The organism is Streptosporangium sp. NPDC003464, assembly GCF_053588315.1.
In genome coordinates, this window is record NZ_JBSFPS010000306.1 from 1 (window position 1) to 11,417 (window position 11,417).

Genomic DNA, 11,417 nt, shown 5'->3' on the forward strand with positions numbered 1-11,417 from the left:
TACATGGTCGACTCGAACGGGGACAGCGAGGAGCATCCCGGGTGGCGGGGGATTCCGAAGCCGAGGATCGACTGGGAGAACCCGCCGTTCGGAGTCGACAGGAAATCCTGGAAGCGGACGCAGCAGAGGAATCAGCAGATCCAGCGGGAGATCCGGAAACAGCCCCCGTACGACCCCTGACCAGGTCGCTAGGGTCTAGACCCTGTTCCGCCGACAACGGCCCTCATCCGGCCATGCCGAGGTGTGACAGGTCCTCGCGGGCGCGCGTGGGCCTGTCCGCGAACTGCTGGGGACTGGCGACGGCCGGGGGATCGTGGACGCTGCCTGGCGGGCGGCGGCCGGTCCCGGCCGAAGAGCCGCATGCCCGGCCGGCCGATCCGTCAGGCAGCGCCCGGCGCGGCTCGCGCCGCCCTTGACCTCTGTAAGAACAATTCGGCAACCTGGCTCAGGCGTCTTCGTCTTCGTCCTGGCGCTCGTGCTCATTGCGGTCCGCGGCCGACTCGGCAACGCGTCGACTAGGGCGCGTATCGAGTTGCGATCAATCTGCGAGATTCGCCCCTGTGGCGGGGCCTGATCCGATAGATCGTCTTATGTGACGCGGGCTCAACTCACGGACGAGGAATGGGAGTTCATCAAGCCTCACCTGCCGATCGGCGGGTTTGGCCCGTACCCCGCACGGCTGCGACAGCAGTTCGCGGGCGTGATCTGGCGGTTCAAGACGGGCGGGCAGTGGCGAGAGATGCCGCAGGAGTTCGGCGCCTGGCCGACCGTGCACAACCGATTCCGGCAGTGGAGGGATGCCGGCGTCTTCGAAGCCCTGCTGGAGGGCCTGATCGCGGAAGCCGCGAAACGCGGCACAGTGGACATGTCCCTGGTCAGCATGGACTCCACCACCGCCCGGGCCCATCACGACGCCGCCGGGATGCGCCTGGGCCACGACATCCTCACCGCCTTGGAGAAGGCCGCCGATGAGGAGGAGAAGGCGCGGCAAAAGGGGGGGGCGGCCCGGAAGGACGCGAGGGGTACAACGCTGCAAACGACCCTGATCGGGAAGAACGGGTAGGTATCCGGCGCCGGCGCAAGCTCCGGCTGAAAGCCGCCCTGCTCGGGCGATCGAGGGGCGGGCAGACCGGCAAGGTCCACCTCGTCGCCGACCGCAAGTGCCGCCCGCCGGCGTTCGTTCTGACCGCGGGACAGGCCGCAGACAGCCCGCAGTTCATCCCTGTGCTGGAGAAGATACGGGTCCGGGGGCCTGCCGGCCGTCCGCGCACCTGGCCCGGCGCGGTGGCCGCAGACAAGGCGTACTCCTCGCGCGGCAACCGCGTCTACCTGCGTCGGCGCCGGATCAAGGCGGTCATCCCGGAGAAGGCCGACCAGGCGGCCAACCGGAAGAAGAAGGGCAGCAAGGGCGGTCGGCCCGTTCGCTACGACGCCGACCTGTACAAGGAGCGGAACACCGTGGAGCGCCTGATCAACAAGCTGAAGGCCTGGCGGGGCATCGCCACCCGATACGACAAGACCCCTGAGAGCTACCTCGCCGGCCTTCACCTTCGTGCTGCGATGATCTGGATCAAGGACCTCACCCAGACCGCCCCTTGATCACAACCAAATACGCGCCCTAGGAGCCTGCTTGCCCCTGCCGCGTTGAGCGGCCAGGAGTTATCAGTGCGGCGGTGACGGCGCCGATCGTCGCCGCGACCGCAGCCACGATGAACGCGCTGGTGAATCCGGTCAACGTGGTCCCCATCAGGCTCGCTGCCGCGACGCTCGACACGACTGCGGCTCCGATGGAGGCGCCGAACTCGTGGAAGGTGCTCACGATGCCGGAGGCGATCCCGGCTTCGTGGGGCGCCACCTGGCCGAGCGCGGTCGCCGAGGCGATGACGAACATCGCGCCGGTTCCCGCCGCGGCGACGGCCACGCCGGCCACAACGCTGACCGGGGTCAGCGACACCGCCGGAACGGCCATGCCGATCGCCGCGACGGTCAGGCTCGCGACGGCCGGCCCGCGTGCACTCCATCGGCCGAGCACGCGTCCGGTCAGGTTGGCCCCGAGTATCGTTGCCAGTGCCACCGGCAGAAACAGCAGCCCTGTCTGCAACGCGCCGTATCCCAAAGCGTGCTGGAAGTAGAAGGTGCCCAGGAAGAACACCGCGACCATCAGCGCTGTCGCCATCAGGATGAGGAACGCGCCGGTCGCCACGGGCCGCCGAGCCAGCAGTCGGACGTCCATCAGGGGCGAGCGGGTCCGCCGCTGCCACAGCACGAACAATACGTAGCCCACGGCAGCCACCAGGACGAGCCATCCGGTGAGCGCGGTGAGCCACCCTCGCTCACCGGCGGCGATAAGAGCGTAGATCAACGACGCGGAGGAGGCCGTCGCCAAAATCGCGCCGAGGACATCGAGTCGGGGCCGGCTGGCGGATGCGGACGGCTGGGTCGGCAGCAGAGCGGCGAGCATCGCGGCGAGCGCCAGTCCGATGGGCACGTTGACGTAGAAGACCCACGGCCATCCAGGGCCGGCGGTGAGCAGGCCGCCAAGCAGGACGCCGAGGGCGGCGCCACCGCCGCCGAGCGCGGACCAGAGGCCCAGGGCCTTGTTCCGCTCGTCCCCATCGAACAGGGACACCACCAGCGACAGGGCCGAGGGGGACAGCAGTGCCGCCCCGACGCCCTGCGCGATGCGACCACCCACCAGCAGGTCGGCCGACCCGGCCAGCCCGGTGATCAGCGATGCCACGGTGAACAGCAGCAGTCCGGTGAGCACGACCCGCTTGGCTCCCACCAGGTCGGTGATGCGTCCGCCGAGCAGCATCAGTCCACCGAAGGTGAGTGTGTAGGCGCTGACCGTCCAGGTCAGCGCTTCGCGGCTGAGTCCGAGGTCGGTCTCGATGTGGGGCAGCGCGATGGCCACCACGGTGACGTCGAGGATCAGCATGAGCTGTGCCACCCCGAGGAAGCCGAGGATGCGCCACCGCGCCGGATGCGGCTCGGGGGGTGAGGTCTGCCGTACTGCTTGGTGGGTCATCGGATTCTCCGCGGAGACAACTCGTACTCTCATATACGAGAACTAGCCGTCACTATAACTCGTATCTGAACATACGAGTTAGACTGTCCGTATGGGTTCAACTTCCGCGCGCTCCCGACGCCGTGCCGATGCCGAGCGCAACATCGTCAACATCGTGTCCACGGCGCGCGCATTGATGAGTTCGGATCCGGACGTGACCACCGACGACATCGCCCAGGCTGCCGGCGTCGGACGGATGACGCTGTACGGCCATTTCCGCACCCGGGCCGACCTGGTCGAAGCCGCGCTCATGGACGCGCTTCGAGCCGGCGAAGAAACTCTCTCCTCCCTCGACCTGACCGGAGACGCCCGCGACGCCATGGCCCGGCTGCTGGCGTCGAGCTGGGAAATCGTGGCCGAATCCGCGGCCCTGCTGAGCGCCGCGGAGGCAGTCCTCCCTGCGGGGCGGGTGCGAGAACTGCACGCCGAACCCGCGCAACGCATGGCCGAGCTCATCGGCCGAGGCCAGGAACAAGGCGTCTTTCGCACCGACCTGACCGCCACCTGGCTCGTCAGCCTCGTCCACTACATCCTGCACGGAGCAGCGAACGAACTGCGTGCGGGGCGCCTGCCCGCGCATGACGCCACCAGCGTGGTGACGAAGTCCATCCAATCGGTGCTGACCGGCTAGTGAGCTGGTTCGGAGTTGCGGCGTCACCACATGAGTCGCGTTTCGTCTCAAATGGGGGGCCGGAGCAGTAGAGCCCTCGCGGTGCGCTGTGCTGGAGAAATGGGAGACAACCGGCTGAAGCCGCTGGTGCTGTCGGAGGCCGAGCGGCTGACATTGCAGGGGTGGGCCAGACGCCGTACGACCGCGCAAGGACTGGCTTCACGCGCCCGTATCGTGCTGGCCTGCGCCGAGGGCGGCAGCAACATGGCGGTGGCCGGACGGCTGCGGATCCATCAGGAAGGCCGGGACCCGGCTGCCCGACGTCGGTGACCTCCACCCTGCTGGATCGCACAGTGTCGCCGAAATTACCCAGAGACACTTTGGGGCTTTGGCTTTGCCGTGGGCCCTGCAGCATGCCGATCCCTTCACCGGCGGCAGCGTCGCGGCGATGACGTGCAGGCCGCGGGTCGGCCCGGCGTCACTGGGTGAGCTCGTAGCCGGCCTCCTCGACCGCAGCGCGCACGTCCGCGACGTCGAGGTCCCGGTCGCTGGTGACCGTGACTGTGCCGCCCTGCACGTCCACCGCCACGGCGCCGACGCCGGGGACGCGCTCGATCTCCTCGGTGACGAAGGCCGCGCAGTGACCGCAGGCCATGCCGCTCACGCTGTAGGTGGTCTCGGTCATACCCGCACCTTGGCGCCGGAGGTTGCGCCGTCGGGGACGGTGCGGGTGAGCATGTGGGCCTGCCGCATCCGACCGTCGGAAGCGAAGCGGCCGAAGAAGCACACCTCCATGGCGAGATCCCGTTTGCGGGTGTGCACGTACAGGGTGTATCGGGCGGCCAGCTGATCGCCGTTGGCGACCGCCTCGTGGACGTCCATCCGGCTCTCCGGCCGGTTTTTGCGGATGGGGCGTGTGTGCGCGATGAGCTTGTCGCGGTCCATGCGGTTGCCGTCGGCGACCTGGACGATGTCCGGCGTGTGATAACGATCGACGATCATGGCCGGATCGTCGTCACTGTGCAGCAGTTCCGCGGTGAACGAGGAGAAGAAGTCGGCGATGAACCGCTTCGGGTCGTCGTCATGGAAGGGGTTCACAGGTAGTCCCATCGGGCATAGCGATACGATCTCTTACAAGCCGTAAGATATGCGGCGTCCGATAACTTTGGCAAGGTGTAAGAGATGTCTCCGGACACGGCTCGCAGCCTCCGCGCCGACGCACTGCGCAGCAAGGCCGCCATCCTGGACGCGGCGCTTCAGGTACTCGAGGCCCGGCCCGACGCCAGCCTCGACGCCATCGCCACTGCCGCCGAGGTGACGCGTCAGACTGTCTACGCTCACTTCCATTCACGCGATCAGTTGCTCGCGGCCGTCGTCGACCGGCTCACCGAGGAGACCGTCGCCGCGATGAACGCCGCGGGCCCCGACACGGGCTCGGCCGCCGAGGCGCTGCTGCGCGTGCTCGACGCCAGTGAGCGCACCGTGGGGCGATACCCCATTCTGGCGCGACTGGGTGGATCGCTGCCCGCCGGCCCGCGGGACCGCGAGCGCCACGAGCCGATCAGCGAGCTGCTGGTACGGGTAATCCGGCGCGGGCAGCAGGCCGGCGACTTCGACGACCGGCTCCCGCCCGACTGGCTGGCCACGGTCACCATCAAGCTCGCCCACGCCGCGAGCGAGGAGGCCGGCTCTGGACGCATGACGCAGGAGGAATCGAAGCGGGCGCTGCACACCACCCTGCTGCTCGCCATGGGCGGGACGGCTCCATCATGATCGCGGTTGATCTCGTCCGCCAAGCGCACGCGCCCGCATCCCGGGCGAGGGCATTGGGGAGTTCATGGGCCGCGTCCATGAACCCGTCACCGGGCAACCCGTCACGGAGCGCTACTGACATTTCTTGTCGCGAAGCACTGCCAGAGCCCTGTCGCGCAACATGGGCGGCCCCGGAGAGCGGGACCGAGCGCGCGTGGCGGCGGCGGCCGGGACCGGCCCCCAGGCCGCATGCCCGGCCGCCTGGCCGCCGGAGCGCGCGGGTCGCCCTTGAATGTACTTGGTGACAGCTTCGTTAACGACAGGCCTACACGCAGTTCCCCGTTCCTACTCGGGGTGCTGGGACTATCTCCTCAGGGAACAACGCTAAGGACTTTCCCCAGCTCAGCATGTGCGATCACCTTCAGGAAAGGCGAGCGTACGGCGTTAGGTCGGCTCCCGGTCGCGGGGCTGGCGGGCTCTGTACTCCTGGGCACGGGCGGCGAGTTCCCGGAAGAACACCGGTGGTGGTGTGACCTGGCCCTCGCGCCCGATCGGGGAGGGTGCCAGTGGTATGAGCAGATCGGTGTTGGGCGAGTGCAACCACAGGGCAACCTGGTAGAGCTCGGGGATCCGCAGGAGTCGGAGGTCGAACTTGGCCAGTTGAAGCTGCGGCAGGGCTCGTGCGGCTCTGACCGCGGTCGCGGTGGCTCCCACGGATGAGCCTCTGTAGAACGTCGGCGGGAAGGTGCGTTCCGGCGTTTCGGAGACTTCGGCGCCGGCGAGCACATTGCCGCCGGACTCCAGCAGGAATCGCCAGCCCACCGGCTGCGCCGCCTCCAGGCCGCCGCCGGCCTCGATGTCTCGGACGAGCAGGGCGAACACCCGGTGCGGGGTGGACACCTCCACGTCATCCGGGGCGGCCTCGCCCAGCAGTTTCGGGCCCTCTCCGCCGGCTCTGGCGATCAGGCCGAGATGGGAGCGGGTTTCGTCCCGAATCCGTCCCGGCGGTTCAGGCATGTTCAACGGCATTGCAAAACTCCCTGAGACTAGATGATTGCTTCCAAGGCGTGGGCTGCGTGGGCTTGACCCCGACGTAACGGAAGGTTCTAGCGTTGCGGTTGCGCCGTCGGTGCGGTATCAGCGTGTGTAGAGACCGTCGAGGCGGCCGCAGGCCAGGGCCGGGCCGCTTACGGTGGAGAGCACGGCCCTGGGCTTGGCTGTGTCCAGCGCTGTGTCGCCTTCCGCCGAGGTGATAGCGGTGGGCAGGGCGAACAGTTGGAAGACGTACCGGTGCAGGCCGTGTCCCTTGATCGGTTCGGGGCCCAAGTAGTCGCGCCCCACTCCTGAGCGAAGTACCCGCACTCCCTGGACCGGACTTCCTGCGTTCAAGGCTCGGTGGGCAGCGTGACGGGATCAGGTTCGAGCAGGGCGACACAGTAGACGAACGGGGTGCGGGTGGGAGAGACGATGTCCTGGACGGCCAGCAGCAGTTGGGCGGTGCCTTCGGGTGTGCCGCTCCAGGCCAGAGCAGGAGAGCGGTTCTCGCCGCCTGCGCGCTTGCCGATGTGGGCCGTAGGGATAACGCCCTCGTGTTCGAAATCGGTGCTGTAAAGGCCCAGCACCTCAGGTCCGGCCAGGGTGGGGAGGTTCCAGGCCAGTTTCGCTTCGCCGGCGCGCTTGTTCTTCAGGAGGGTTCCCAAAATCGTCATGGTGTGTCCTTGTCTGTCGAGGTGCGGGCAGGTCTAGTGGGGCGCGTTACGCGCTGAGCCGACGATGTCCGGCATCCGGCTGCGTGGATAGCGTTGCGGCCAGTTCGCGCACCTCGCGGGCGACGGCTGGCCACAGGATGGCTGGAAGGTCGCGACCGACACCGGGGATGGTCATCAGCTGGGCCCCGTAGACGGCGCGAGCGGTGGTTTGGGCCGCGGTGACGCGCAGGATCGCGTTCTGCTGGCCGTGCAGGATCAGGGGGGCTGTCTCATCGTGCCCCGGCAATCGCCAATGTTGAGGAAGGGCACTGCGGCCGCCGTGTGGACCTCGGTGACGGTTGGGCCGGCCCCTCACCAGCGGACGGCCGTGAAGTCGATCGGCCGGGGCCGTAGCAGTCGCGTGCGTTCGGCCAGCGCTCGCAGCCGCCGGGACATCTCGTCGGCGGGCAGGCGGTGGCGGTCACCGTGGCCTGGCAGGATCCATTCGAATCGCATCCGTACGGCCGTCCTGGCCAGGGAGGCGGCCAACTGCTCGATGGAGTACCAGGTCACGCTCTCCGCGACTTCCAGATCGCCGGTGGTGCGTGACCAGTAGAAGCTGTCGCCGCTGAAGCAGTACCGGTCATCCGCGAGGTAGAGCACACTGCCCCGGGTGTGGCCGGGCAGTGGATGGGCGGTGACCCCCTCGCTGATCTCCAGAGGTTCCAGGCCCCGGATCACCTGGTCGGCGTCCGGCGCTGCGTCGAGGTCTCCCTCGTGGATCCACAGTTGGGCGCCGAAATAGTCCGCGTATTGGCGGCCGTGTGCGGCGTGGTCTCGGTGTGTGAGTAGCACATCGGTAACGAGGCCCGATGCCGCGTAACGCTCGGCGAGTTCACGGCTCCAGCGCGGTGTATCGATCATCATGGCCGTGCCGGACGGCCGCAGCAGCAGGTAGGAGTTGGCCCCGGCGGTGTGCCGGGAGTTGTGCCCGCACATCAGTACGCCGTTGTCCAAGGCCATCGGAAAAGGGTCGAGTGCTTGGTCCGGTTGCCCGGACGCCGGGCGGATCGAGCGTGTGGGGCAGGCGAAGGCGGCCGCGTGGAGACGCCGTGTCTCCGCCTCATCGTTCGGTGGGCGCAGGATCTGCGACCGTCCGCTGGCCTCGCCGATCAGGTCGGGCGCGAGTTGTCGGGCGGTATCGCAGTTGATGCAGCGGTCGTCCACATACCAGCTGTCCATGGCAGGGCTCCTTCCAAGGGGAACGACCTGGGCCTGGGCCGCCATCAGGCCCTCCAGTTCGCAGAAGTAATGCATCGGGTACAGTAGCTTCATAGCTAAGTATCTGAACCGTGAAGGTAAATGGAAGCCGCATGTCCGTCAAACCGCAGGACGACCAGCCGAACGAACTGGCCAACCGGATCATTGCGTCCATGACGGACCTCGCCGGAGCCCTGGGACGCCTGAACGACCTGATCGCCCAGCACCTCGGCATCGCGCAGACTGATCTGCTATGCCTGCACGTACTCAATCGCGCCGGAGCCTCCACGGCCGGCGCACTCAGCTCTCAGCTCGGGCGTACCACTGGCGCGGTCACGCACATGATCGACCGTCTAGAGAAGGCGGGATACGTCCGGCGTAAACCCGACCCGCAGGACCGCCGCCGCGTACTCGTCGAAGCCTCGGCCCCAGGACTCGAACGGATCGCTTCGTTCTACGACGGGATCGACGCCCGCAGCCGCCGATTGATGGCCACCTTCTCCGGCGACCAACTGACGGCGATCCACACCTTCCTTCTGAGTAGTTACGAAAGTGCCGCCGAAGAGTGTGATCACCTGATTCGGTAGCGAGGTCCCGCCTCGCACTCCATGTTCCTTAGCTTGAGGGGAGACGGAGACATCGGTGAAGCCGGACCTCGACAGCTTGGCCACTGCGCTGTACGTACGATCCGACGACCTGCTGAAGGAATCACCTCAGCTGGCACCCTGGCGCCCGTCGGTGGGCATCACACCAAAGCTCAGCGACGCGGAGCTGGTCACGCTGGCGGTGCTGCAGGCCCTGCTGGGCTTCACCTCGGAGCGGCGGTGGATCCGTCATGCCCGCGCTCACCTACGGCATCTGTTCCCAGATCTACCGATGGCACCCGGTTACAACAAGCGGCTGCGCAAGGCGGCGGGCCTGCTCCAGCAGACCATACGGCTGCTGGCGGTCGAAACTACGCTGTGGAGCGACGATGTGTGGGTAGTGGACTCCACCCCGGTGGAGTGCGGCCGCTCCCGCGAGACCGCTCTGCGTTCCGAATTGGCCGGCTGGGCGGAGTACGGCTATTGCGCCAGCCATTCGCGGTACTTCTGGGGGCTGCGGCTGCACCTGGTGTGCACCGTGCACGGCCTACCGATCGCGTTCGCCCTGACCGGGGCCAAGGCCGACGAGCGCGAAACGCTGCTGGGCATGTTCGAAATCGAACCCGGTCTGCTCCACGGCCGCTGCGGACAGACGCTGATCGGTGACAAGAATTACTTCGGCTGTGACTTCGAGCAACAGCTGGCCGAGTGGAACCTCCGACTGCTCCGGCCAGCCCGTAAAAGCGAGGCGGCGCGGCCCGGCGCACCGATGCTCAAGCCATTGCGGCAGATCATTGAGTCGATCAACGAGACCTTCAAAGGCCAGCTCGATCTGGAGCGCCACCGCGGACGCACCCCCGGTGGTGTGATCGCTCGCGTCCTGCAGCGCGTCCTGGCGCTGACCGCCGCGATCTGGCACAACGACCACACCGGCCAGCCCGTCAAACGTGCCTTGATCGCTTACGACCACTGAACCCCTTGGAAGCAATCATCTAGTTTCGCCGGGTCTTGAAGGTCCTGTTCCAGGTGCCGTTCGGGCCGCCCGGGTAACCGCCGAAGAGCGTCTCCCATGCGATCCACATGATGGGATCGTTCTCCTGGCCCGCGTATATCCCGCCCGTGTCCTCCCACGGGTCATGCACCCATACGTGCACCAGTTCACCGGTCTGTGGGCGGTAGCTGTACCCCCAGATGTTGACGATGTGGCCGGAGAGGCCACCACCCCAGCCGATGTTCATCATGACCGGACGTCCGGCGTCTATCTCCGCCTTGACCTCGTTCTTCGTTAACTCCCTGAGCCTTCTGACCTCCACCCACCTGCCGCCCACCCACGACGCGTCGACGAAATACCTGTCACCATCGGCAACCGGCACCTGGATCCCGGCTTCCTGCAGCGGCCCGAAATCCGGCCACCAGCCCTGGTTGCAGTCCCCGCGTAACTCGCCATCCGGGCAGCAGCGGAACGGTCGCTGGTCGGCGAGCCTGGAGTCGTTCCTGTTGAGGACTGCGGCGGCGAATCCGCACTGGGTCCAAGCCTGGGCGTTGGCGTAGAAGTTCGCGATGCTGATCGTTGTCGCGTTCCAACACCAGAGTGTTTTTTCCTGGTATTGACGCTGGCGCCAGTATGTCGAGCCGAGGCTCTTGATCATGACGCTCTCGTCTGGTTGTGACACGCGACGTCATCCCTTCGCTATGCCGGTTATGCCGTCGCCGTCTTCTCGTAGAACCCCATCGTTGCGCCTCCTGGCCGGGGCCCGGGAGGGCCCACGGCGCTGAGGTTAAGAGAGCCACAACTGCGCTCACAATAGTCACAATCTGTCGGGTTGGACCGAAACAAACAGAGTGGTGCTCACATTTCAATTGCGGACCGCCCATTACGTCTCGGCTTTCCGCTCGGCCGCGACCAGCAGCGCCCCGCACGGAGTTGTCTCCTCGGCGCGAAACCGCGAGGTCCGGGTCGAAAGCGCCTAAGCCTCGGCCTGGTCGCACGGGGAGATCGCATCGGCTCTGCCACTCCCGCCCGATCAGCCCTCGAAAGAGGACTGCCGTGAACATCTCCGTCCCGTGGCCTCATCTGGCCACCAGCGCAGCATCTGTGACAGCTTTGGCCACCGGCCAGCGGATCATCCTCGGTATCGCTGGGCCCGACGCCCGGGAACGCGCCCGCGTGCTACGCCAAGAGATGGCCTGTCAGTAGGATCTTGCTACCTGATACACGCGACAGTTCTGACCGATCAGAATCTCGGTTCTGTCCGATCCGCCCCGGTAACGATCATGTAGCGTCCGGCCGGATGCGGGCCGTGAGCGGCTGGAATGGGGGCATGCCGTTACTGCCGCGTCGCCGTTCCTCCCGAGCTGATGTGCCTGTCGTCGCGGCGGAGGTGGTTCCGCCGCCGAGAAGCCTTCGCCAAGCTCGCCTGCCGACTTTGGGTGTCGCCCAGCACGCTGGCCTGGAG

Annotated in this window: 14 protein-coding genes and 2 pseudogenes; 7 read left to right on the forward strand and 9 right to left on the reverse strand. The window is 67.0% G+C overall.

From position 1 onward, the window contains the following. Together ACWDS7_RS41490 and ACWDS7_RS41495 are read left to right on the forward strand one after the other, a co-directional pair. On the forward strand, nt 1-180 hold a 180-nt coding region (locus tag ACWDS7_RS41490), incomplete at its 5' end, for a hypothetical protein (protein WP_451933751.1). 412 nt (nt 181-592) lie between these two features. Then, nucleotides 593-1,599, forward strand: a pseudogene (locus tag ACWDS7_RS41495) (IS5 family transposase). A 19-nt stretch (nt 1,600-1,618) separates the two neighbouring features. Here the strand turns inward: ACWDS7_RS41495 and ACWDS7_RS41500 are convergent. Then, a complete protein-coding gene (locus ACWDS7_RS41500; protein WP_451933752.1) occupies nt 1,619-3,061 on the reverse strand; it encodes an MFS transporter in 1,443 nt (480 codons plus the stop codon). A gap of 58 nt (nt 3,062-3,119) precedes the next feature. Between ACWDS7_RS41500 and ACWDS7_RS41505 the strand changes: the two genes are divergently transcribed. Both ACWDS7_RS41505 and ACWDS7_RS41510 read left to right on the forward strand, forming a co-directional pair. After that, a complete protein-coding gene (locus tag ACWDS7_RS41505; RefSeq protein WP_451933753.1) occupies nt 3,120-3,698 on the forward strand; it encodes a TetR/AcrR family transcriptional regulator in 579 nt (192 codons plus the stop codon). Nucleotides 3,699-3,797: 99 nt separating this feature from the next. Beyond that, nucleotides 3,798-3,968: pseudogene (locus ACWDS7_RS41510) on the forward strand (IS630 family transposase); the annotation flags it as partial. A 187-nt stretch (nt 3,969-4,155) separates the two neighbouring features. Here the strand turns inward: ACWDS7_RS41510 and ACWDS7_RS41515 are convergent. Together ACWDS7_RS41515 and ACWDS7_RS41520 are read right to left on the reverse strand one after the other, a co-directional pair. After that, the gene (locus tag ACWDS7_RS41515; RefSeq protein ID WP_451933754.1) at nt 4,156-4,362 is read right to left on the reverse strand and encodes a heavy-metal-associated domain-containing protein; all 207 of its coding nucleotides are present in this window, start codon (nt 4,360-4,362) and stop codon (nt 4,156-4,158) included. After that, entirely contained in the window at nt 4,359-4,787 is a 429-nt protein-coding gene (locus ACWDS7_RS41520; RefSeq protein ID WP_451933755.1) for a nuclear transport factor 2 family protein, read from the reverse strand. Before ACWDS7_RS41520 ends, ACWDS7_RS41515 begins: the two co-directional genes overlap by 4 nt. A gap of 72 nt (nt 4,788-4,859) precedes the next feature. On the opposite strand from ACWDS7_RS41520, the gene ACWDS7_RS41525 reads away from it, so the two are divergent. After that, entirely contained in the window at nt 4,860-5,450 is a 591-nt protein-coding gene (locus ACWDS7_RS41525; protein ID WP_451933756.1) for a TetR/AcrR family transcriptional regulator, read from the forward strand. A 423-nt stretch (nt 5,451-5,873) separates the two neighbouring features. Here ACWDS7_RS41525 and ACWDS7_RS41530 read toward each other — a convergent pair whose 3' ends face one another. From ACWDS7_RS41530 to ACWDS7_RS41550, 5 genes are all read right to left on the reverse strand, one after another. Continuing rightward, nucleotides 5,874-6,458 carry a hypothetical protein gene (locus ACWDS7_RS41530; protein WP_451933757.1) on the reverse strand — a complete coding sequence of 195 codons (585 nt, stop codon included), beginning with the start codon at nt 6,456-6,458 and terminating at the stop codon, nt 5,874-5,876. A 108-nt stretch (nt 6,459-6,566) separates the two neighbouring features. Next, the gene (locus ACWDS7_RS41535) at nt 6,567-6,818 is read right to left on the reverse strand and encodes a hypothetical protein (RefSeq protein ID WP_433256714.1); all 252 of its coding nucleotides are present in this window, start codon (nt 6,816-6,818) and stop codon (nt 6,567-6,569) included. After that, nucleotides 6,815-7,138 (reverse strand): hypothetical protein, encoded by a 324-nt coding sequence (locus ACWDS7_RS41540; protein WP_451933758.1) that lies wholly within the window; start codon nt 7,136-7,138, stop codon nt 6,815-6,817. Before ACWDS7_RS41540 ends, ACWDS7_RS41535 begins: the two co-directional genes overlap by 4 nt. 46 nt (nt 7,139-7,184) lie before the next feature. Further along, the gene (locus ACWDS7_RS41545) at nt 7,185-7,424 is read right to left on the reverse strand and encodes a hypothetical protein (RefSeq protein WP_451933759.1); all 240 of its coding nucleotides are present in this window, start codon (nt 7,422-7,424) and stop codon (nt 7,185-7,187) included. A 65-nt stretch (nt 7,425-7,489) separates the two neighbouring features. Further along, nucleotides 7,490-8,359 (reverse strand): MBL fold metallo-hydrolase, encoded by an 870-nt coding sequence (locus tag ACWDS7_RS41550; RefSeq protein ID WP_451933760.1) that lies wholly within the window; start codon nt 8,357-8,359, stop codon nt 7,490-7,492. Nucleotides 8,360-8,490: 131 nt separating this feature from the next. Between ACWDS7_RS41550 and ACWDS7_RS41555 the strand changes: the two genes are divergently transcribed. Then, nucleotides 8,491-8,964: a MarR family winged helix-turn-helix transcriptional regulator gene (locus tag ACWDS7_RS41555; RefSeq protein WP_451933761.1), complete on the forward strand. Its 474-nt coding sequence runs from the start codon at nt 8,491-8,493 to the stop codon at nt 8,962-8,964. Between the two features lie 55 nt (nt 8,965-9,019). After that, a complete protein-coding gene (locus ACWDS7_RS41560; protein WP_451933762.1) occupies nt 9,020-9,934 on the forward strand; it encodes an IS982 family transposase in 915 nt (304 codons plus the stop codon). Nucleotides 9,935-9,953: 19 nt separating this feature from the next. On the opposite strand, the gene ACWDS7_RS41565 is transcribed toward ACWDS7_RS41560, so the two are convergent. Continuing rightward, nucleotides 9,954-10,610, reverse strand: coding sequence for a C39 family peptidase (locus tag ACWDS7_RS41565; RefSeq protein WP_451933763.1), 657 nt, complete (start codon nt 10,608-10,610; stop codon nt 9,954-9,956). Nucleotides 10,611-11,417 lie beyond the last annotated feature (807 nt).

Excerpts from the sequence above, each read along its gene's own strand:
- ACWDS7_RS41500 (WP_451933752.1), bottom strand. The coding sequence starts at position 3,061 with ATGAGAGTACGAGTTGTCTCCGCGGAGAATCCGATGACCCACCAAGCA.
- ACWDS7_RS41505 (WP_451933753.1), top strand. The coding sequence starts at position 3,120 with ATGGGTTCAACTTCCGCGCGCTCCCGACGCCGTGCCGATGCCGAGCGC.
- ACWDS7_RS41515 (WP_451933754.1), bottom strand. The coding sequence starts at position 4,362 with ATGACCGAGACCACCTACAGCGTGAGCGGCATGGCCTGCGGTCACTGC.
- ACWDS7_RS41520 (WP_451933755.1), bottom strand. The coding sequence starts at position 4,787 with ATGGGACTACCTGTGAACCCCTTCCATGACGACGACCCGAAGCGGTTC.
- ACWDS7_RS41525 (WP_451933756.1), top strand. The coding sequence starts at position 4,860 with ATGTCTCCGGACACGGCTCGCAGCCTCCGCGCCGACGCACTGCGCAGC.
- ACWDS7_RS41530 (WP_451933757.1), bottom strand. The coding sequence starts at position 6,458 with ATGCCGTTGAACATGCCTGAACCGCCGGGACGGATTCGGGACGAAACC.
- ACWDS7_RS41540 (WP_451933758.1), bottom strand. The coding sequence starts at position 7,138 with ATGACGATTTTGGGAACCCTCCTGAAGAACAAGCGCGCCGGCGAAGCG.
- ACWDS7_RS41550 (WP_451933760.1), bottom strand. The coding sequence starts at position 8,359 with ATGGACAGCTGGTATGTGGACGACCGCTGCATCAACTGCGATACCGCC.
- ACWDS7_RS41555 (WP_451933761.1), top strand. The coding sequence starts at position 8,491 with ATGTCCGTCAAACCGCAGGACGACCAGCCGAACGAACTGGCCAACCGG.
- ACWDS7_RS41565 (WP_451933763.1), bottom strand. The coding sequence starts at position 10,610 with ATGATCAAGAGCCTCGGCTCGACATACTGGCGCCAGCGTCAATACCAG.